The 20576-nt window shown below is 57.4% G+C and carries 16 protein-coding genes; 10 read left to right on the forward strand and 6 right to left on the reverse strand.

What is annotated here, in order from left to right; translation table 11 throughout:
* Positions 1-27: 27 nt before the first annotated feature.
* The 3 genes from pip (at position 28) to I6N98_RS02460 (ending at position 3804) form a co-directional block, all read left to right on the forward strand.
* Positions 28-999, forward strand: coding sequence for a prolyl aminopeptidase (pip, locus tag I6N98_RS02450; RefSeq protein WP_198570237.1), 972 nt, complete (start codon positions 28-30; stop codon positions 997-999).
* 65 nt (positions 1000-1064) lie between these two features.
* A complete protein-coding gene (gene dtd / locus I6N98_RS02455; RefSeq protein WP_198570238.1) occupies positions 1065-1502 on the forward strand; it encodes a D-aminoacyl-tRNA deacylase in 438 nt (145 codons plus the stop codon).
* 121 nt (positions 1503-1623) lie between these two features.
* The gene (locus I6N98_RS02460; protein WP_198570239.1) at positions 1624-3804 is read left to right on the forward strand and encodes an FdhF/YdeP family oxidoreductase; all 2181 of its coding nucleotides are present in this window, start codon (positions 1624-1626) and stop codon (positions 3802-3804) included.
* 8 nt (positions 3805-3812) lie between these two features.
* Here the strand turns inward: I6N98_RS02460 and aceK are convergent, their stop codons facing one another.
* The 4 genes from aceK to I6N98_RS02480 form a co-directional block, all read right to left on the reverse strand.
* The gene (gene aceK / locus I6N98_RS02465) at positions 3813-5564 is read right to left on the reverse strand and encodes a bifunctional isocitrate dehydrogenase kinase/phosphatase (protein ID WP_198570240.1); all 1752 of its coding nucleotides are present in this window, start codon (positions 5562-5564) and stop codon (positions 3813-3815) included.
* Between the two features lie 109 nt (positions 5565-5673).
* The gene (locus I6N98_RS02470) at positions 5674-6708 is read right to left on the reverse strand and encodes an LLM class F420-dependent oxidoreductase (RefSeq protein ID WP_198570241.1); all 1035 of its coding nucleotides are present in this window, start codon (positions 6706-6708) and stop codon (positions 5674-5676) included.
* A gap of 55 nt (positions 6709-6763) precedes the next feature.
* Positions 6764-7246, reverse strand: a complete 483-nt coding sequence (gene rraA, locus I6N98_RS02475; protein ID WP_198570242.1) for a ribonuclease E activity regulator RraA — start codon at positions 7244-7246, stop codon at positions 6764-6766.
* A gap of 315 nt (positions 7247-7561) precedes the next feature.
* A complete protein-coding gene (locus I6N98_RS02480; RefSeq protein ID WP_198570243.1) occupies positions 7562-9160 on the reverse strand; it encodes an isocitrate lyase in 1599 nt (532 codons plus the stop codon).
* Positions 9161-9483: 323 nt separating this feature from the next.
* Between I6N98_RS02480 and I6N98_RS02485 the strand changes: the two genes are divergently transcribed.
* Positions 9484-11685 (forward strand): malate synthase G, encoded by a 2202-nt coding sequence (locus I6N98_RS02485; RefSeq protein ID WP_198570244.1) that lies wholly within the window; start codon positions 9484-9486, stop codon positions 11683-11685.
* Between the two features lie 84 nt (positions 11686-11769).
* Here the strand turns inward: I6N98_RS02485 and I6N98_RS02490 are convergent, their stop codons facing one another.
* Together I6N98_RS02490 and I6N98_RS02495 are read right to left on the reverse strand one after the other, a co-directional pair.
* Positions 11770-13116 carry a dicarboxylate/amino acid:cation symporter gene (locus I6N98_RS02490; protein ID WP_198570245.1) on the reverse strand — a complete coding sequence of 449 codons (1347 nt, stop codon included), beginning with the start codon at positions 13114-13116 and terminating at the stop codon, positions 11770-11772.
* A gap of 2 nt (positions 13117-13118) precedes the next feature.
* Positions 13119-15164: an AarF/UbiB family protein gene (locus I6N98_RS02495; RefSeq protein ID WP_198570246.1), complete on the reverse strand. Its 2046-nt coding sequence runs from the start codon at positions 15162-15164 to the stop codon at positions 13119-13121.
* Positions 15165-15430: 266 nt separating this feature from the next.
* On the opposite strand from I6N98_RS02495, the gene I6N98_RS02500 reads away from it, so the two are divergent.
* The 6 genes from I6N98_RS02500 to I6N98_RS02525 all read left to right on the forward strand — a co-directional run bounded on the left by I6N98_RS02500 (position 15431) and on the right by I6N98_RS02525 (position 20548).
* A complete protein-coding gene (locus I6N98_RS02500; protein WP_198570247.1) occupies positions 15431-16522 on the forward strand; it encodes a helix-turn-helix transcriptional regulator in 1092 nt (363 codons plus the stop codon).
* 103 nt (positions 16523-16625) lie between these two features.
* On the forward strand, positions 16626-17573 hold the full coding sequence (locus tag I6N98_RS02505) for a LysR family transcriptional regulator (protein WP_198570248.1): 948 nt from the start codon (positions 16626-16628) through the stop codon (positions 17571-17573).
* A 122-nt stretch (positions 17574-17695) separates the two neighbouring features.
* Entirely contained in the window at positions 17696-18124 is a 429-nt protein-coding gene (locus tag I6N98_RS02510; RefSeq protein ID WP_198570249.1) for a hypothetical protein, read from the forward strand.
* Positions 18125-18223: 99 nt separating this feature from the next.
* Positions 18224-18688 carry an FKBP-type peptidyl-prolyl cis-trans isomerase gene (locus I6N98_RS02515; protein WP_198570250.1) on the forward strand — a complete coding sequence of 155 codons (465 nt, stop codon included), beginning with the start codon at positions 18224-18226 and terminating at the stop codon, positions 18686-18688.
* Positions 18689-18825: 137 nt separating this feature from the next.
* Complete coding sequence (locus tag I6N98_RS02520) at positions 18826-19731, forward strand: hypothetical protein (protein WP_198570251.1); 906 nt, start codon at positions 18826-18828, stop codon at positions 19729-19731.
* A complete protein-coding gene (locus tag I6N98_RS02525) occupies positions 19724-20548 on the forward strand; it encodes an HAD-IIB family hydrolase (protein WP_198570252.1) in 825 nt (274 codons plus the stop codon). The genes I6N98_RS02520 and I6N98_RS02525 overlap by 8 nt, the downstream gene beginning before the upstream one ends.
* Positions 20549-20576: the final 28 nt, after the last annotated feature.

Below are 20576 nucleotides of genomic sequence, written 5' to 3' on the forward strand. Positions count from 1 at the left end.
TAAAACACCAGTGTGGAGAAGGCCCTTATGCAGTCGCTCTATCCCGATATCAAACCCTATGCGACCCACCAAATTGCGGTGGATGCCCCCCATGTGCTCTACGTTGAGGAAAGCGGCAACCCCGACGGCTTGCCGGTGGTGTTTCTGCACGGCGGGCCCGGTGTGGGCTGCAATCCCAAGGCGCGCTGCTTTTTCGACCCGGAGCGCTACCGTATTGTCTGCTTTGATCAGCGCGGCAGCGGCCGCTCAACGCCCCACGCCTGCTTAGAGAACAACACCACAGCGCACCTTATTGCCGATATTGAGGTGATTCGCCAGCAGCTGGGCATAGAGCGCTGGGTGGTGTTTGGGGGTTCCTGGGGTTCGACCTTGGGGCTGGCCTACGCTCAGGCTCACCCGCAGCGAGCTGCCGCGCTGATATTGCGGGGCATTTTCCTGTGCCGCGCCCAGGACTTGAACTGGTTCTACAGCGAGGGCGGTGCCAGCCGGGTTTATCCGGACTATTGGCAGGATTTTGCCGAGGGTGTGGAGCGCATTGGCGATGAAAACTGGATTGAGGCCTACCACCGGGCCCTGCACGACGATAACGAAGTCGCCCGTATGGCCGCCGCCAAAGCCTGGTCGCTGTGGGAGGCGCGCTGCAGCACGCTGCGCCCCAGTCACGATATCGAGGAACAGATGACCAATGCCCATGTGGCCGTGTCGATGTCCCACATCGAGACCCACTATTTTATCAATCACTGTTTTCTCGCCGATAACCAGTTGCTGGAGAACATGGATAGCATTGCCGATATCCCCGGTATTATTGTGCACGGTCGCTACGACTTGTTGTGTCCGTTAGATCAGGCGGTAGCCATTCATCGGCTTTGGCCCGCGGCTGAACTGCACGTTATCCGCGAGGCGGGACACTCTGCCTTTGAGCCGGGCATTACCGATGCGCTGGTCAAAGCCAGCGACGAGATCGCCGACCTGCTGGCCGATGAGGGGCCCACTTACTAGGGTCTGTTCACACTCACTGCAATGTGTTCGCTGGCGGTCTTCGTCATTCAACGTAGGGAACAATTTTGAAAATTTTGCTACAACGGGTTCGCCACGCTCGAGTCGAGGTAGGGGGCAGTGTGGTGGGAGAAATCCAACAGGGGCTGCTGGCCTTTGTGGGTATCGAGAAACAGGACGATCAATTTAGCGCCGAAAAGTTACTCGATAAAATGCTAGCCTACCGGGTCTTTGCCGATGAGCAGGGCAAAATGAATCGCTCGGTGGCGGATATCGACGGCGGCGTGCTGCTGGTGTCGCAATTCACCCTGGCGGCAGACACCCGTAAGGGCTTGCGCCCCAGCTTTTCTTCGGCGGCGCCGCCCGAGCAGGCCAAGGCCTTGTATGAACACTGCGTGGCCTATACCGAGGCTAAGCACCACACCGTTGCCCAGGGCGAATTTGCCGCTGATATGCAAATTACCCTGCTTAACGATGGACCGGTCACCTTTTTGCTGGAGAGCTAGGGAACCTCTGCACAACCTGATGATACCTCAGGCTTTGCCTTAAACTGTTCAGCAAGGCGGCGTTGTGCAGCCAACTAGTAAAATTGTGTAGCCCACTAATAAACAGGAAAGCGGTAGCGGTATGACTGAAAAACGCGTCATTGGCGGCGGCCCCAAGAAAGTCCTCTACACCCTCAATACAGCCCGAAAGATCGGCCTGCTGAATTCCGCCAAAGCCCTCAATGCCAAAAATGCCTGCAAGGCCTGTGGCCTGGGTATGGGTGGGCAGCGCGGCGGCATGACCAATGAGTTGGATGAATTCCCCTCGGTGTGTAACAAGAGCATTCAGGCCCAGTCCACCGATATTCAGCCGCCCATTCCCGGCGATGTGTTTAACCACAGTCTGGCTGAGTTTCGGCAACTGTCCGCGCGAGAGCTGGAGCATCTGGGCAGACTGGGCAAGCCGATTTACAAAGCCGCTGGCCAGGATCGGTACCAGGAGGTCGACTGGGACTGGGCCATTGACCGGGTTGCGCAGCGCTTTGGCAAAACCGACCCCGCCCGCAGCTTTTTTTACAGCTCGGGCCGCTCCTCCAACGAGGCGGGGTTTGTGCTACAACTGATGGCCAGGTTGTATGGCACTAACAATATCAGCAACTGCTCTTACTACTGCCACCAGGCTACCGGTGAAGCACTGGCCTCCACAATCGGTACTGGCACTGCCACGGTGGAGCTGGAGGATATCAAGCACTGCGATACCTTCTTTCTGATTGGTGCCAACCCTGCCTCCAATCATCCCCGTTTGCTGCACAAGCTTATCGAGCTGCGCCGTCGCGGCGGCACGGTGGTGGTCATCAACCCGCTGCGGGAGGCCGGACTGGTACAGTTCGCGGCCCCCAAAATGGTCAGCTCCATGATCAAGGGCGGCGACGAGGTGGCGAGCCTCTATTTACAGCCGCGAATCGGTAGCGACATTGCCTTGTTTATCGCATTGGCCAAGGCGGTATTGGAGAGGGGGGCTATCGATAAAGGTTTTATCGACAGCCACTGTGACGGCTATGCCGAGCTGGTGGATTACCTGCTGCAGCAGTCCTGGCCGAATCTGGAAAAGCAGTGTGGGATAGCCCGGGCCGATATCGACAAAGTGGCGGAGGCCTACAGTCAGTCCAATAAGGCCATTTTTGCCTGGGGCATGGGCATGACCCACCACCGCCACGGTGTCGACAATATCGAGTGGATCAGCAACTTGGCTTTGTTGCGAGGCATGGTGGGCAAGGTTGGCGCCGGACTGCTGCCACTGCGTGGGCACAGTAATGTGCAGGGAATCGGTACCATCGGCGTCAAGCCGGTACTGCCCGCCCAGGTGTTTGAGCGCATCGAGCAGTCCTTTGGCGTGTCGCTGCCGCAAACGCCGGGCCTACACACCTTGGCTTCGTTGGACGCGGCCCACCGCGGCGACATGGATGCGGCGCTGATGATGGGGGGCAACCTTTACGAGGCCACGCCGGACAGCGAATGGGCGCGTCAGGCCATGGATAATATCGGTTTTAAAGTATTTCTAACCACAACTTTAAACCGCGGTCATGTCACTGGAGTCGACGCCGGGGAAGCAATTGTTCTGCCGGTTTGCGCCCGGGATGAAGAGCCGGAGCCCACGACTCAAGAGTCGATGTTTAACTATGTGCGCTTGAGCGATGGCGGTATCAGTCGCATTGCCTCGGTGCGCTCGGAGGTGGCGGTGCTGGCCGATATTGGCCAGCGATTGCTGAAGGACACCGGGGTGAACTTTGCCGAGTTCAAGCGCCATCAGTCGGTTCGGGAAGCGATCGCCCGGGTGGTGCCGGGGATGGAAGCATTGGCTGATATTGAGGTGGCCAAGCGCGAGTTCTATGTTAAAGGGCGCATCAAGCACCAGCCCGAGTTTGCCACTGCCAATGGCCGCGCCCGCTTCGTGCTGCCAGCGGGTAAGGATTCTGAGAGCGATGAGCTTCATCCTTTTACCTTGATGACACTGCGTAGCGAAGGCCAGTTCAACTCCATTATCTATGAAGAGAAAGACAGCTATCGGGGTGTGTTGCATCGTTGGGTAGTGCTGGTTAATCAACAAGATGCGCTGGAGCATGGCGTTCGGGAAGGCGATCGGGTGGATCTGCGATCAAATAGCGGGACCATGGAGCAGGTGGAGGTGAAGTTAGCCAATATTCCCCAAGGCTGCCTGGCGGCTTATTACCCCGAGGCCAACGTGCTTAGCTCCCGGCGCACCGACCCCAGGAGCCATACGCCGGAATTTAAATCGGTTCCGGTCTCCCTGCTGCGGCGTTGAGTGTCGCCTTAGTCGCTGAGACTGTTGTTGCCATCGGCCCGCTGCTGAAAGCGCTGCTTCTTGCGATAGGGGAACACGTCAGCCACGTAACCCTGGCTGATTCGATCCTGCAGATCCCGCCAGTAGTCTGGGTCATAGAGGTCGCTGTGTAATTCATCGAAGACTTTCTTGGCCTTCTGATTGCCGGAGAAGAATAAACGGAATTCTTCCGGGAATACGTCTTCCGGTTTGACCTCGTACCAGGGGTGGGTGGCCATGGCCTGCTCTTCGGTTTTGGGTTCCGGCAAGCGGCGGAAGTTACAGTCGGTGAGGGGGCAGATTTCATCGTAGTCGTAAAATACCACCCGGCCGTGACGGGTAACGCCAAAGTTTTTTAGCAGCATATCGCCGGGGAAGAGGTTACCCGCCGCCAGCTGCTTGATGGCCTTGCCGTACTCGTCCATCACGCTGTACAGCTGCTGCTCGTCGCACTCTTTCAGATAGAGGTTGAGGGGCACCATTTTGCGCTCGATATAGACGTGTTTGAGGATCAGCACATTGCCGTTTTCCTCCACCAGTGACGGCGCCTCTTTATACAGCTCGGCCATCAGTTCGTCGGAAAAACGCCGGCGATCAAAGGCCAGATTATTGAACTCCTGGGTATCTGCCATGCGCCCACCCCGGTCCCAGCGTTTGACCAGGCTGTAGCACTTCTTCACGTGATCCCGAGTCATTTCCTTGGGTGGGGTAAAGCGGTCCTTGATGACCTTGTAGACGTAGTCGAAATCCGGGCGGGTAAACACCAGCATCACCATACCCTTGATGCCCGGGGCTATGACATAGGGCTCGGCACTGTTGATGGTGTCGGCCACCGCAAAACGGAAGAATTCGGTTTTACCGTGCTTGGGCATCCCCAGCGCGTTATAGAGCTCGAAGACTTCCTTGTGGGGCATCAAGCGACGCAAAAAGGCCACGTATTCCGAGGGGATGGAGGCATCCACCATAAAATAGCTGCGGCTGAAGCTGAACAGAATGGAGATGTCGTCGGGGTCGTAAAGTAGGGTATCGACGTAAATGGCGTTTTCTTCAGTGTGAAGAATCGGCAGCACAAAGGGCAGGCTGAAGCGCCCGCTGTAGACCCGCCCCACCAGATACGCTGCTTTGTTGCGGAAAAACAACGACTCCAGGGTTTCCACCCAGATATCGCCGCTGCCTTTGGGAATTCGCGGAATAAGTTCGTCGTTAACCACATTGAGGATAAAGTCGATATCCCGGCTCTTGTCCTCCCAGGGGATATTGAACTCGCAGTTGTCCAGCATGCGGCTGATAATCTCGGCGGCGTTGTTGCCGCCGAAGTGATAGCGATGCAGGATCGACTCGCTGTCGATAGGGCCGCGATGCTCCATGGGCACCAGGGCAAAGGTGTGTTGCTCGCGGATTTTTTCGTGATTGAATACGGTGCAGTAAATAGAGTTGAAGAAGGATTGGGCAATCTCAAAATTGTCGTGATTCTGGATCAGCTCGGCGTATTCCTGCTTGGCCACTTCCCAGTTATCCCGATCCTCCACACTGCCACCGGTGATGGTGTAGGCCGCCTCGGCGACAATGGCGCGCTTTTGCTTCCACAAGTCCAGCCGCGCCCGCATGGCTTTTTGCGCACCCTGCCAGTCCGCCGCTTCAAAGCGGGCCTGTGCTCCCAGCGTAATATTTTTGTACTCGGCAAAAAAAGCATCAAAGCCGTTGAGAATGGCCATGGCCAAGCGGCGGGTGACGGCGGTCATGGGGTCTATTAATTCCTATAAAAATCGATTTCAGCAGTCTGCCTGACTTTGTCGGCAAAGCGAAGCCCGGCGCCCTGATCTGACGCCGGGTGCTGGGTTTATGAGGCGATTACAGGAAGCAATCGGCCACCACTTCTCGGGCCTCGGCCTGCTGACAGTTGAGGATCATGGTGCCCACTTCACCGCGCTTTTCTGCGGCCAACCAGTCTTTGGCTCGCTCGCGAATCCGCGCTTCGGGGCCGACCAGCGCGATCTCGTCAACCAGCTCATTGGGCACCGCTTCCCGGGCCTCGTCTTTGTTGCCTGCCAGATAGAGGTCCTGCACTTTTTCGGCGGCGTCACCGTAGCCCATGCGGGTGGCGTAATCGGTGTAGAAGTTTTTGCCTTTGGCGCCCATGCCACCAATGTAGAGTGCCAGGAAGTCTTTGATGAAGTAGCGGCAGCCGTCCAGGTTGTCATCCATGATCACACCGACAAAGGGCGCGACATCAAAATCGGCTTTTGTGCGGCCGCTTTTCTCTAAACCTTTGTTGATGCTGGGCTCTAGTACCGAGTACTTTTCCGGGCTCATCCACACCGGGAATACACCGTCGGCCACTTCCGCAGAGGCGGCAACGCCGTTGGGGGTAATAGAGGCGGTGTAAATGGGAATGGCCGGGTTGCCATGGAGAATGGACTTCAATGGCTTACCCAGGCCAGTAGTGCCTTCGCCTTTGTTGGGCATTTGGTACATTTTGCCATCAAATTCTACCGGCCCTTTGCGCTCAAAAATTTGCTTCATAATCTTGATGTATTCCCGGGTCCGGGTCACCGGTTTGCCATAGGGCACGCCGTGCCAGCCCTCTACCACCTGGGGGCCAGAGGCGCCCAGACCGACAATAAAACGGCCGCCGGAAAGGGCATCCAGACTCATGGCCGTCATCGCGGTCATCGCCGGGGTGCGGGCGGGCATCTGCATAATGGCCGTGCCCACTTTAATGGTTTTGGTCTGAGCGAGAATCCAGGCCGCTGGGCTGACAGCGTCAGATCCATAGGCCTCGGCGGTCCACACTGAGTCAAAACCCAGGGATTCAGCGTGTTGGATATCGTCCATGGGCAGCTTCAGTTCGGCGCCGGAGTACCCCAGCAGTAGTCCCAGTTTCATAGTGCATCCTCAAATGTTGTTATCGACTATTGGGTGGTGATTTGCGTGTGCGGTATTAACCCTGCAGGGCCTGGCTGGCGACAATGACGCCGGTTTCATCGGCATAGAGGAAGTCACCACAGCCAATTTCGCAGCCGCCAAAGTGCAAGTTTACGCCAAGCTGACCTTCGCCGCGCTTTTCGGTCTTGCGGGGGACGCTGCCCAGGGCCATAACGCCCAGCTCCATCGGTGCAATTTCCTCAACGTCTCGCAGGTAGCCAAAAATAACAATACCCGCCCAGCCGTTTTTTACCGCCGCGCTGGCCAAGTTGTCACCCAGCAGGGAGCGCCGGGGCGAGCCGCCGCCATCGACCACCAGCACGCGACCTTCGCCTGGGGTTTTAACTTGCTCGGCGACCAGAGAGTTGTCCTCAAAACACTTAATGGTCTGCACCTGGCCACCGAATTGGGTTACCGCGCCGTAGTGGCGGAACTGCAGTTCAATGACGCGAACGGCGTCGCCGTGTTCGTCGCAGAGGTCGGGGGTGGAAATCGACATGGGGCCTCCTTAATGCAAGTGTTGGAGGTGGACATAAAAGGGCAATGTCCACCCTACGGGTTCGTTGTGTGTCCGCCGCGTCCATATTTATGGTGTGGCGGTGCCCGGTGGACATAAACGGCGATGTCCACCCTACTGATTCGGTGGGTGGGGCGTTGCTGTGGCTACCTTGTCCATATTTGTGCCGGCCCCATTCCATGGGGTGTCCGCCACGTCAATATTGGAGTTGCCGCCACCACGGTGGGAGTCTTACCCAGATACAAAAAAGGGCGACATCGCTGCCGCCCTTCTTTATACACCACTGTACCTTTGGTATCAGCCAAATTGGTTCATGGTGTTGTCTTTACCACCGGCTTTCAGCGCGGCGTCACCAGCAAAGTACTCTTTGTGGTCGTCGCCGATGTTAGAGCCAGCCATATCCTGGTGCTTAACCGTAGCGATACCTTCGCGAATCTCTTTGCGCTGAACACCACCAGCGTAGGCCAGCATGCCTTCGTCACCGAAGTAACCTTTGGCCAGGTTGTCAGTAGACAGGGCCGCAGTGTGGTAAGTCGGCAGGGTGATCAGGTGGTGGAAGATACCGGCTTCCCGAGACGCGTCGGCCTGGAAGGTACGGATCTTCTCGTCGGCTTCAGCAGCCAGCTCGGTCTCGTCGTACTCAACGCTCATCAACTTGGCGCGGTCGTAGGCGGAGACGTCTTTACCTGCTTCACTCCACGCGTCGAACACTTGCTGACGGAAGTTCAGGGTCCAGTTGAAGGACGGGCTGTTGTTGTAGACCAGCTTGGCATTGGGAACCACTTCGCGGATACGATTAACCATGCCGCCGATTTGGCCAACGTGGGGCTTCTCGGTCTCGATCCACAGCAGGTCGGCGCCGTTTTGCAGGCTGGTGATGCAGTCCAGTACCACGCGGTCTTCGCCAGAGCCGGGCTTGAATTGGAACAGGCCGCTTTGCAGACGCTTGGGCTTGAGCAGTTTGCCGTTGGCTTTGATGACCACGTCGCCATTGTTGATGTCGGCGGCGCTATCAATGTAATCGCCGTCCAGGAAGGCGTTGTACTGGTCGCCCAGGTCGCCGGGCTCGTTAGTTACGGCGATTTGCTTGGTCAGGCCGGCGCCCAGAGAGTCGGTACGGGCAACGATAACACCATTGTCCACGCCCAGCTCCAGGAAGGCGTAGCGCACGGCGCGGATCTTGGCCAGGAAGTCCTCGTGGGGAACGGTAACTTTACCGTCCTGGTGGCCGCACTGCTTCTCGTCGGAAACCTGGTTTTCGATTTGGATACAGCAGGCACCCGCCTCGATCAGTTTTTTGGCCAGCAGGTAGGTCGCCTCGGCATTACCAAAGCCAGCGTCGATGTCGGCAATGATGGGCACCACGTGGGTTTCAAAATTGTCGATTTTGGCAGTGATTTCCTCGGCCTTGGCGGTATCGCCAGCGTCACGGGCGGCATCCAGGTCACGGAACAGGTGGTTCAGTTCCCAGGCGTCTGCTTGCTTAAGGAAGGTGTACAGCTCGCGAATCAGGTCGGCAACCACTGTTTTCTCGTGCATGGACTGGTCGGGCAGAGGGCCGAACTCAGAGCGCAGCGCCGCAACCATCCAGCCAGACAGGTACAAGTAGCGCTTGTCGGTGTGGCCGAAGTGCTTTTTGATGGAGATCAGCTTTTGTTGGCCGATAAAGCCGTGCCAGCAGCCCAGTGACTGGGTGTACTTGCTGGTGTCAGCATCGTACTCGTCCATGTCTTTGCGCATGATATCGGCGGTGTACTTGGCGATATCCAGGTGCGTGTTGAAACGGTTCTGGGTTTTCATGCGGGCGGCATATTCTGGATTGATATCTCTCCAGCCGCTGCCCATGGCTTCGCGAAGATTTGCGATCGCTTGGATGTCTTGTTGATAGTTGGACATAATCAATCCCTTCCTGCGTGTGGCGTTAGTGGTACACGCTGCGCAGTGTAGGCCTATGGGGCGAATTAATCTAATTTATAGTTTTTATTCCCGCTATTTTTTTGGGAAATCTTTGGTGGGGCGAACCGCTTGGCTATTTATAGGTAATTTTTCAGCCAGTTCGGGGCCTGAGGGATAGAAGATAACACAGTGAAAACATTTATGGCGTGAATAGCGCCAATAATATGGATAAATTTGCGGAATTATAAAACCGGCACTAGGATAGAGTCACGTAAACGCCCGGGGTGGTTGTTCGCCCCTGCGCATTGTGTGAGGAAATCCCCGTGTCTGATCAAACTGCTTCCAGCCCAGCCAACCAACGCATCGAGCACAGCGGCTTACAGATTGCCGAGGTATTGTACACCCTGGTGAACGAGCGCATTGCGCCGGGGACTGGCATCGAGCCCGATCATTTCTGGAGCGAGCTGGCTGCCATCCTTAAAGACTTGGCGCCTCGCAACGCCGAGCTGCTGGCCAAGCGCGATGCTATTCAGGCGCAGATTGACCAGTGGCACAGAGACAACCCCGGTGCGATTGAGCCTGCCGCTTATAAAGGCTTTTTGCAGGAAATTGGCTACTTGCTTCCAGAGCCGGCTGACTTCTCTATTACAACAGAAAATGTCGACGCCGAAATCGCCACCCTCGCTGGCCCCCAGCTAGTGGTGCCGGTAATGAATGCCCGCTACGCACTCAACGCGGCCAACGCCCGTTGGGGTAGCCTCTACGACGCACTGTACGGCACCGATGTTATCCCTGAAGACGGTGGCGCTGAAAAAGCCGGCGCCTACAACCCGGTGCGCGGTGACAAGGTTATTGCCTACGCCAAGGCCTTCCTCGACCGCCACGCGCCTTTGGCGGCAGGCAGCTATGCCGATGCCGCCGCCCTGCGGGTGGCCAACGGTGCCCTGCAGATCGTGTTGAAAGACGGCGCCACCACCGAGCTACAAAACGCGGAGCAATTTGCCGGCTTTGCTGGCGATGCCAGCGCGCCCACCAATGTACTGCTGGCTAACAACGGTCTGCATATCGATATTCAGATCGATGGCAGCCATCCGATCGGCAAAACCGATCTCGCAGGCATCAAAGACGTGGTGCTGGAGTCAGCCCTCACCACCATCCAGGACTGCGAGGACTCCGTCGCCGCCGTCGATGCCGAAGACAAAGCCCTGGTCTACAGCAACTGGCTGGGTCTGATGAAGGGCGATCTGGAGGAGCAGCTGGAAAAGGGCGGCAAAACTCTGACCCGTCGCATGGCGGCTGACCGCACTTTTACCGCCCCGGACGGCAGCGAAAAAATCCTCCACGGCCGCAGCTTGTTGCTGGTGCGTAATGTCGGCCACCTGATGACCAATCCGGCGATTCTCGATCCCCAGGGTAATGAAGTCCCGGAAGGCATTATGGATGCCATGGTTACCGGCCTGGCGTCTATTCACGATCTCAAAAATACCGGCGCGCTTAGCAATAGCCGCACTGGCAGTGTCTATATTGTTAAGCCGAAAATGCACGGTCCTGAAGAGGTCGCCTTCGCTGCCGAGCTGTTTAGCCGGGTAGAAGACGCGCTGGGTCTGGCTCGAAATACCCTGAAGATCGGCATTATGGACGAGGAGCGTCGCACCACGGTCAATCTAAAAGCTTGTATCGAAGCCGCCAAAGAGCGAGTGATTTTTATCAACACCGGCTTTTTGGACCGTACCGGCGATGAGATTCATACCTCCATGGAAGCCGGTGCCTTTGTCCGCAAAGCCGATATGAAGCAGCAGGCCTGGATCAAAGCTTACGAAGATTGGAACGTGGATATCGGCCTGGCCACCGGCCTCAGCGGCCGTGCCCAAATCGGTAAAGGCATGTGGGCCATGCCCGATGAAATGGCGGCAATGATGGAGGCCAAAATCGGCCACCCCAAATCCGGGGCCAACTGCGCCTGGGTGCCTTCACCGACCGCGGCAACACTGCACGTGATGCACTACCACCAGGTCGACGTTTTGAGCCTGCACGAGCAGATCGCCCAGCGTCAGCGCGCCGCCTTGGACGACATTCTCACCGTGCCGCTGGCTGCAGAAACCAACTGGTCTGCCGACGAGATTCAGCAAGAGCTGGATAACAATGCCCAGGGCATCCTCGGTTATGTGGTGCGCTGGATCGACCAGGGTGTCGGTTGTTCCAAGGTGCCCGATATTAACGATGTTGGCCTGATGGAAGACCGCGCCACGTTGCGTATCTCCAGTCAGCATATTGCCAACTGGTTGCGCCACGGTGTGTGCAGCGAAGAGCAGGTGATGGAGACCCTCAAGCGCATGGCGGCGGTGGTGGATCGTCAAAATGCCGGCGACCCCGAGTACATCAATATGGCGCCCAACTTTGACGATAGCGTGGCTTTTCAGGCTGCCTGTGAGTTGGTCTTCAAAGGTTGCGAGCAGCCTAACGGCTACACTGAGCCGGTTTTGCACCGTCGCCGTATCGAGTTCAAGGCCAAACACGGCCGTTAAATTCAGGCCCGGTCCGGTCGCGCAGCTCGGGCCTACCTTTTTCCTGTCAGTGAGGCTTGGCCCGGGTTTGTCCCGGGCCTTTTTTTATTCTGCGTTTACGCTGACCGTTTGCTTATGCCGCGCGCCGTTAGACAGTGACTGTACCGCAGCACAGGCAACCACATCGCCCAGTATATTCACCGAAGTCCTGCACATATCCAGTACCCGGTCTACGCCCAATATAAGTGCCACGCCCGCTGCGGGAATGCCAACACCCTCTAGAACCATGCTCAGAATGATAATGCCTGCCCCCGGTGTTGCTGGTGAACCTATAGAAGCCGCCACGGCCATGGTTACCACAAACAAGTAGTTGGTGAGTCCCAGTTCTACCTGAAACACCTGGGCCAGAAAAACGGTTGCCACGCCTTGATATAAGGCCGTGCCTGTCATATTGATTGTGGCGCCCAAGGGGACTAAAAAGCGGGCAATTTCCGGGTTGATGGCCAGTCTGTTTTCAGCCACTTCCAGGGTGATAGGCATGACTGCTGCCGAGCTGCTGGTGGAGAACGACAGTAGCAATAGTTCGCGAACATGGCCGAGAAAGGCGGTAATTTTGATCGTTAGCGTCAGTTTGGCGACGATAATGTACATCCCCGCAACACACAGCAGGCCCACTAAAACAGTGGCGACGTAGATCGCCATACCGGTGAGCACTTCAATACCCAAGTTGGCAACCAGCTTGGTGATCAGTCCGAATACCGCCAATGGCGCCAGCATCATTGCCCAGGACACGATGCGCAGGCTCACCTCCTGTAGGGCAGTGAGCAGTTCAAACAGTGGCCGGGATTGTTTGGCGGGAATGGAGAGCAGTGCCGCGCCCAATACGGCGGCGAATAAGATGACTTGCAGCATCTCGCCGGAGGCCATAGAAGCGAGCGGGTTTTTCGGAATGAGGGCCGACACCTTTGAGGGTAGTTCGGCGGCCTCGGGGAAGCCCTTGGCAACAGTGCTGGTTAGCGGCGCGACTTGTGCGTCACTGAGCGTGGAGGCGTCGATGTAGTTGCCCGGCTGAATATACAGTGCCAAAGCAATACCGATACTGGCCGCCAGAGCGGTGAATGCGGTAATAAACCCCAGGGCGAGAATGCCGTTTTTCTTCATCGCCGAGATATCTTTGTTGGCGGCGAGCCCGCCAACCACCGAGGCCAGCACCAGCGGTACCACGATCATTTGGATAATGGAAAGAAACAGTTGACCGGGCAGGGCCAGCCAGGCGGTTATGGTGCGAACGGTCTCGACGCTGAACAGGCCGAGATCAGGCCCCAGCGCGATACCGGCGAGAATACCCAGGCCCAAGCCGATTAGGACCTTGAGCCACAAGCGGCCGCGGATCAGTTTGTCGATGTGTGCTGACAGGGCTTTGAGGGGGGAGAGAATGACCGTATACGCCATGGCTAGGCCGCCGATAATGGCCGTATCATGTCCGCGTTGTTCAACGCTGGCGGGCTAAATACGGTGACCTTGGGGTCCAGGGATTGCAGCGCCTCTGCCGCCGAGCCCAGGGCTAGACTTAGACCCGCTTTCGCCGGAAAGCTGAACCAGACTGTCATCAGGTCCTGGATCAGGTCGCGCTGGGGCAGTCCTTGGTAAAGCCCCAGAAATGAGCCAGTCATTGCCGATAGGGACCGGGACAAGTGAAGGTACTCGCCGCGCACTGGAATCCCTTGCCGGGACAGGTTGGCCAGCAGGTTGAGCGCTACCTCTATGCGTTTTTTAAGGCCCGACTTGCCCTCCCGCAGTACGCGGATAGCGTGGCGTAATTCCAGCGGAGTCAGCTCCGCTTGTTGAAAGGTCTTGTCGGCAATTCCGGCAATGTCTTCCAGCGAGGCGCGAGCTTGCTGGGGATCGGGGGACATGGCAATCAAGCTTTGTGCAGTCGCCTGGGCATTGCAGCTGCAGACCGCAGCGAGGTAGCCCAGCACCGGCCGCCAGATCTCCCTCAGATCGACGGTGTTGCCCCAGTCGATAAAAAATAACTCGCGCTGGGCGCGGACCATGATATTGCCTTGGTGCAGGTCGCCGTGAAACTCCTTGTCCACCAGCATATGGGTCAGCATGGCGTGGAGGTATTGGCGGGCAATACGCCGCCGGCGCTTGCGGGATTGGCGCTTGGGTAACTTGGTAAAGGCTTTGTTCAGGCTCTCGGCGTTCTCTATCAGTTCCATTTCGATAATGCGCCGGGTGCCCCGGTAGACGTCTGGGACATTCCAGTCGGGATTAAAGCGCGCCCGGTGGCGGAAGCGTTGCTGGTTTTCTGCTTCGGCTTCAAAGTCCAGCTCTTCGCGGAAGCCCTCGACAAAGATGTCGGTCTGGTTCAGCCAGGAATGGAGGAAGGGCGTGAGCTTGGAGTGGGGAGCCCAGTACTGACTGGTGAGAATAAACAGTTTGATCACAGTTTTGCCGATCAAAAACTCCCGCTCCAGATTGTGCCGGCCTACTTTCAGCAGCACGGGAACCATGTTGGTGATCCGCTGCTTGTCCTGGCTGGAGTCTCCGGGGGGCGATTCGGCCGGGCGGTAAGCGGTGTAGACCGAGGCAATGGAGCCGGACTTGAGGGGCTTTTCCGGATCAAAACCAAAATACAGCCGCTCCGGGCGTTGCTGGAAGGATTCCAGAAAGGCCTGTTCCACTTCACTGGCATTCATCGGCTCGACATCTTCCTGGAACACCGCCAGGGCATCGGCCATTTCCTCTGGTAGAAAGTCCGAGTTGGCGGCGGCCACTTGGGCGATTTTTATAAAGAAAGGCCCAAACTCCCTAACCATTTGGGCGACGATGTCGGCCTGGGCACGGAAGTCGTCTTCGGGGATCTGGAAAAATGTGCGAATGTGCCGCAGCGCCTTGATTTGTCGCCGGAAGATTACCAGGTCGCTGCGGATAACACTGACGCCGCCGACGGCGCGCCGCAGTTGCTCATCGTTGCTGCGACGCAACTCCTTGAGTTGATTCAGGGTGTCGGCAATCAGAGGCTCGTAAGTGCTCAGTAGGATGCGGCCGATATCCAGACCGATTTCTCCCAGCCCACTCAGCTCCGGCTCGCCGGCCAGCTCGTTAAAGAAATGCCAGAACTCGTCGGTGACTTCCTGGGGTACGACATTGGCCGTAAGCGCTGTGAAGCGGTTCATCATGGCGCCCATCAGCGCCTCGGTGCTCTGCTCGTTGGGCAGCAGGTTCCACTGGCGCAGACCGTTGGTCAGGCCCCGCAACTGGTCGTTGACTGGGTGCTTGGCCAGAGCCTTAAACAAGGTGTCGATGGCATGGTGAAGCTCGCCCTCGGTAATGGCAGCGTCGCGGTTTATCAGGTCTGTTAGAGGTGTGATGGCACTATAGATGCCCACCGTGCCGGTAGCCAGGTTCTTGGTGAAGCGCAGTGCTTGTTCTGCCCGCTGTCGGAGCCCGGAATCGCCGGGAGCGGCGCGGTTGTCTTGGCTGTTCGACAAAGTCTGTGTCCTTGCGTTGGCTTCTATGGGCGCACAATCCGGGTGTATAACGATGCGCTTTACTAACTGATTATTATGCGTTTAAGTGGGCCTAAGGGGAGCCCGAGGCCGACAGGGTTTTCGAGCGCAGTGGCCGACAGATGGGGCTCTGCGAAACGCCCGAGTGCGGATTTATTGTGTTGCAAAGCGCGATGGCTGACAAGGGCGCGCAAGCAAATGATTTGTGCCTGTCGGCGCTATCACGACGGCGATGGGGTTTGAGAGATATGGCAAAGGGCGATTCAGAAAAACAGCCGGGTGACGGCAAAAGCGGCAAAGCGGCCAAGAAAGAAGGTGGCCGCGGTATTGAGCGGCGTCTGGCGGGTATGCTGAACAGTGCGGCAGGGCTGTCTGGAAAAGCCTTTAAGCGCGCGGCCAACTCGAGCTTGCTGGCTGACACTCTGTTCAAGTCACCGGAACGCCTGGAGCTAATGGGCAAGGCGGGCCGGGCCTTGAAGGATATGCGCCAAACCGCGGGCCTGTCGGTGGAGGAATTGTCCTCCATTATCGATCTTAACGACCCCGATATTCTTCGGGCGGTGGAAGAGGGCAAGACCGGGCTGCCTGTGGACGTTATGCTGCGTTTGGCATCCTACTATTCCCGCAATGACCCACTGCCATTTATTATCCGCTTTTCACGTACTTACCATCCCTGGTTGAGTCAGTTTCTTAATATGACTGGCCTGGACCGCTTGATGATCAAGGCGGAGCGGGAGCGCAAATTTTTAAAGATTTATCGCAACGTCGACAATGCCCGCAAGCTCTCCGACGAAGACTTCGAGGAAGTGCTGGCCTTCACCCGCCGGGCGTTTAATATGGCGCTTCATTTTGCGGAAGACCGGGAGCGGGTGGAGCCCTCACGCCGCAAGAAAGCCAAGTCGGCAAAAACTAAACACCGGGATAAGGATAAGGCGGCGTCGAGTTCCGGCGCCGACGCCAGCCCGTCCGGCTCCGGGGGCAATACCGGCGAGACGCCAAAGGCAGAAGCGGAAACGCCACTCACGGAAGAGACTCTGGATCAGCTCGATAGCATGGTGCAATCGGAGTTCGAGGCCTCAATGGCAGAGGAGGGCGGGGACTCCGATCAGGTGGTTCAGGGCAGACAATCCGAGCCCGATGGCGGTACTGCCCAAGAAGAAAGCGCGGCGACCAGCGGGCGAGCCGCGGCCCCAAAAAAAGCACCGGCTCGCAAAAAGGCTGCCAGCTCCAATCGGCGTAAGGCCTCTGCCGCCGCGTCGACCCGTCGCAAAGCCGCCTCCGGGGGATCGAAGGCCGAAAATAAGGCCCCGGTGGGCAGGGAAGATTCCTCAAAAGCGTGATTTGGGACCTCATAAAGCGGTAATAAATGCACAGCGCTGTGGTAGGTGGGGGCGGAAAGCTTCATAATTCCAGCCTATTTTGGTTCTTCTGATTATTAATGCCATGAATTTATCCTGCGTCGATCTCAACCTGATGGTGTATCTGGATGTGCTGCTTAGGGAGAAAAACGTCACCCGGGCAGCCGAGCAACTGGGCATCACCCAACCAGCACTGAGCAATGGCCTGCGCCGCCTGCGGGACTTGTTCAATGATCCTCTGCTGGTGCGGACCAGCGAAGGTATGACCCCCACTGAGCGGGCGCTGGAGTTGCAGCCCCAGATTCGCCATATTTTGGCGTCGGTAGAGCAGGCGGTGCTGCCGGTGAGCGATTTTGAGGTCACCAAAAGCAGCCGGGTGTTTCGGATTATGGCCAGCGACTACGCTGAATCCACCCTCCTGACCGCGCTGTTGTTTCAGCTGCGCGAAGACGCACCCAATATCACCTTGGATATTCTTACCCCCAGTGATGTGACCTTTCAGGACCTGGAGCAGGGCAAAATCGATATGGCGGTAAACCGCTTTGATCGCCTGCCTCAGTCCTTCCATCAGGCGACAGTCTGGCGGGACAGTTTTTCTTGTTTGATGAGTAGCGAAAACCCCGCCCGGGATAATTTTGATATGGACGCCTTTCTCAGTGCTCCCCATATCTGGGTGAGTAAAACCGGCATGGGGGTGGGTCGGGGGATGAGCCACCGCGATAGCCAGCGCTTGGGTTGGGTGGACGAGGCCCTGGCGGAGTTCGGTCATGAGCGGCAAATCCGGGTGTTTACCCGCCACTATCAAGTGGCAGCCTTGCTGGCGCGCCACCGCGATTTGATTGCCACGCTGCCCACCCAGGTCGCCAAACTCTACGACGACGATCCCCGGGTGGTGATCCGCAAGCCGCCCTTTATGATTATCCCCATCGAATTAAAGTTGGCGTGGAGCCCGCTCTTGCAACACGATCCGGGCCACATCTGGTTGCGGCGTAAAATCGTCGATGTGGGACAGGCAATTATTGATCCTAATTGAGGGTGCCGACTGCTGTGCTGATTAAACAGTAGGCAGTAATAACCCAACGATTACGGGCGATTACGGATACGCGGCAAGCGCGCCGGCGCGTAGGCTGAGGCTTTTTGGTGTTGGGAGTCGTAATGCCACACACCCACCTCAGTTTTGCCACCTTGACCCAACTGCACCCCCGCATTGTCTGTATGACGGTCAATGAGGGCATCGAGCTGGATGTCGACCAGTGCCGGGAGTACGAAGACTGGCGTTGTGACAATGTGCGACAGTCTTACGGCCTGTTGTTGGACAAAAGCTCCAGTTTTTCCTGGAGTTACGAGGCCCAACAGTGGTTGGTGCGGGCGCCATCCCTGGCGGTGATGGCGGTACTGAGCTACACCCGGATGTCGGACCTCAGTTTCGAGGTGCTCAAGTCAATTCCGGGCCGGGGCGACCGCCCCATGGCCCTTTTCCATAATCGCGCCAATGCTATGCACTGGCTATATCAGCAGCTTGAATGCGCCGATCAATCGCGTTTTTTCCGGGAAGCGTCGCAGATTATCCTGCCCAGCGCGTGAAATAGCGGACCAAAGCTGTCATCCTTAACTATCACTACGGTGCCTGAGTCGCCCTCTGGCCGTCTGCGCCGTTAATTTTTTGCAGTTTTGGAGGATTCCATGCAAGTTGCCAACAATTGTGTCGTCGCATTTCACTATACCCTTACCAGTGATGACGGCGTCGAACTCGACTCGTCCAAGGGCAAAGACCCCCTGGCCTATCTCCACGGTCACGGCGGTATTATCCCTGGACTGGAGCGGGAACTGGAAGGCAAAGCGGCGGGCGATAACTTAAAGGTTACCGTTGAACCGGCCGATGCCTACGGCGAAGTTAACCCCGAGCTGGTTCAGCCTGTACCCCGGGAAGCTTTTCAAGGTGTCGACAGCATTGAAGTCGGTATGCAGTTTCAGGCCCAGGGCAGCAATGGCCAAGTACAGATGGTCGTGGTAAAAGACGTCAGCGACGAGACTGTCACCGTGGATGCCAACCACCCGCTGGCCGGCCAAACCCTGCACTTCGACGTCGCTATCGAAGACGTGCGCGAGGCCAGTGAGGAAGAACTCGAGCACGGTCACGTTCACTAATGAGCGCCTGCCACGCTTTTCTCCGCGGACGGTTTCGGCCATCCGCAGGGGAGGGGCTGGCAAGAAATCTGCTTGTCATTCCGGTGTGATCACCCTGAGGTAGGGTGTCAGCGAATTCATCACCGGGAGAATCTACTTTGTCCGCATCCGCTGAGAGCCTTACCACTTTCCTGATCCAAGAGCAGCTGCCCGACAGCTACCGCGAGCAGGTCAATAATCACTTCCTGCCTTTTATCAATCTGTTAAAGCCTCGCATTGCCGCCGGCCGCCTTCGGGTGCTTGGGATCCACGGAGCCCAGGGCAGCGGTAAGTCGACCCTGGCCAGCTTTCTGTGTTGGTATCTGGGGGAGCGCCAGGGCCTGCGTGTTGCCCAATTATCACTGGATGATTTCTACCTGCGCCGGTCCGAGCGCCAGGCTTTGGCCGAGCGTATTCATCCGCTATTGGCGACTCGCGGCGTGCCCGGAACCCATGACGTCAAACTGGCCTTGCGAACATTGCACCGTCTACAAGGGCTGCAGCCCGGAGAATCGATGTTGCTGCCGCGCTTTGACAAGGCCAGCGATGACCGCTTTGATGAGAGTGAGTGGCCACAGATAAGCGGTCCGGTGGATTTGGTGATTTTTGAGGGCTGGTGCCTTGGAGCCGGCCCCCAAGCGGAGTCCGAGTTGCTGTCTCCAGTCAATGTACTGGAGGCCAATGAAGACGCCGATGGCGATTGGCGGCGCTATGCCAATGATCAGCTGGCGGGGGACTATCAGCGCTTGTTTGCCGAAGTAGATTACCTGCTGATGCTGAAAGCACCGAGTTTTGATTGTGTTGCCGGCTGGCGGCAGCAGCAGGAGCGTCACCTGGCGAGTCGCCGTCAGGGTAAGCAAATTATGAGTGAGGCAGATATCGTACGTTTTGTGCAGCACTACGAACGTTTGACTCGCCACTGTCTTGAGACACTGCCGGCCCGGGCCGACTGCGTGATGACCATGGCACAAGACCGCAGTGTTGAAGAGGTACATTGTAAGGAAGGAGAGCTAGGGCATGACTGAGCGGAACACCGTGGTGTTCACCGACCTGGATGGCACCTTATTGGATCATAACGATTACAGCTTTTCAGCGGCCGAGCCCGCGCTACAGCGGCTGCAGCAATTGGCCGTGCCCTGGGTATTGAACACCAGTAAGACCCGCGCCGAGCTGATGAGTCTTAAGCAGCGCCTCAACAACCCCTGGCCACTGATTGTGGAGAACGGTGCCGCCGTGGTGATCCCGGCCGGGGGCGCGATTTCCGGCATGGAGGACTGCCAGCGGGTTGATGGCCTGGCGTGTTACGAGTTTGCGCCCCGCCGGGAACGGGTGCTGGATGCCATTCACGGCTGGCGTGACACCCTGGGTTTTGATTTCAGTGGCTTTGCCGATTGGGATGAGTACGAGCTGGGTGACATCGCCGGCCTGCCGGTCAGTGATGCCCGGCTGGCATTAAATCGCAACTATTCCGAGCCCATACTGTGGCAGGACTCCGAGGAACAGTATCAGCGTTTTTTGGACATGCTGGCGGTGGAGGGGCTGCAGGCCCTGAGCGGCGGTCGGTTTATTCACATTATGGGGCAGTGCGACAAGGGCGCCGCCATGCGCTGGTTGGCGCCGCGGCTGATTGCCGCAGACAGCCAGCCCCGGGTGATCGCCCTGGGGGACAGCGATAACGATCTGGCGATGTTGCGGGCGGCCGATATTGCCGTGATAGTGCGGCGCCCACACCGGCCGCCGCTGGATGTGGTCGATGCCCAGGGCGAGGTGATCATTACTGAGGAAGTGGGCCCGCTGGGCTGGAATAACACACTACTGTCGTTGTTGAACGACGCAGATTAGCAAGAATAACGAACAAGGAAATTATTCG

It is taken from the genome of Spongiibacter nanhainus (genome assembly GCF_016132545.1).
GTDB lineage: Bacteria > Pseudomonadota > Gammaproteobacteria > Pseudomonadales > Spongiibacteraceae > Spongiibacter > Spongiibacter nanhainus.

What these genes read in the sequence shown, in the direction of transcription:
- aceK (WP_198570240.1), bottom strand. Translation starts at nt 5,564, where the DNA reads ATGACCGCCGTCACCCGCCGCTTGGCCATGGCCATTCTCAACGGCTTT.
- pip (WP_198570237.1), top strand. Translation starts at nt 28, where the DNA reads ATGCAGTCGCTCTATCCCGATATCAAACCCTATGCGACCCACCAAATT.
- I6N98_RS02500 (WP_198570247.1), top strand. Translation starts at nt 15,431, where the DNA reads ATGGCAAAGGGCGATTCAGAAAAACAGCCGGGTGACGGCAAAAGCGGC.
- I6N98_RS02460 (WP_198570239.1), top strand. Translation starts at nt 1,624, where the DNA reads ATGACTGAAAAACGCGTCATTGGCGGCGGCCCCAAGAAAGTCCTCTAC.
- I6N98_RS02515 (WP_198570250.1), top strand. Translation starts at nt 18,224, where the DNA reads ATGCAAGTTGCCAACAATTGTGTCGTCGCATTTCACTATACCCTTACC.
- I6N98_RS02470 (WP_198570241.1), bottom strand. Translation starts at nt 6,708, where the DNA reads ATGAAACTGGGACTACTGCTGGGGTACTCCGGCGCCGAACTGAAGCTG.
- I6N98_RS02480 (WP_198570243.1), bottom strand. Translation starts at nt 9,160, where the DNA reads ATGTCCAACTATCAACAAGACATCCAAGCGATCGCAAATCTTCGCGAA.
- rraA (WP_198570242.1), bottom strand. Translation starts at nt 7,246, where the DNA reads ATGTCGATTTCCACCCCCGACCTCTGCGACGAACACGGCGACGCCGTT.
- I6N98_RS02505 (WP_198570248.1), top strand. Translation starts at nt 16,626, where the DNA reads ATGAATTTATCCTGCGTCGATCTCAACCTGATGGTGTATCTGGATGTG.
- I6N98_RS02490 (WP_198570245.1), bottom strand. Translation starts at nt 13,116, where the DNA reads ATGGCGTATACGGTCATTCTCTCCCCCCTCAAAGCCCTGTCAGCACAC.
- I6N98_RS02525 (WP_198570252.1), top strand. Translation starts at nt 19,724, where the DNA reads ATGACTGAGCGGAACACCGTGGTGTTCACCGACCTGGATGGCACCTTA.
- I6N98_RS02510 (WP_198570249.1), top strand. Translation starts at nt 17,696, where the DNA reads ATGCCACACACCCACCTCAGTTTTGCCACCTTGACCCAACTGCACCCC.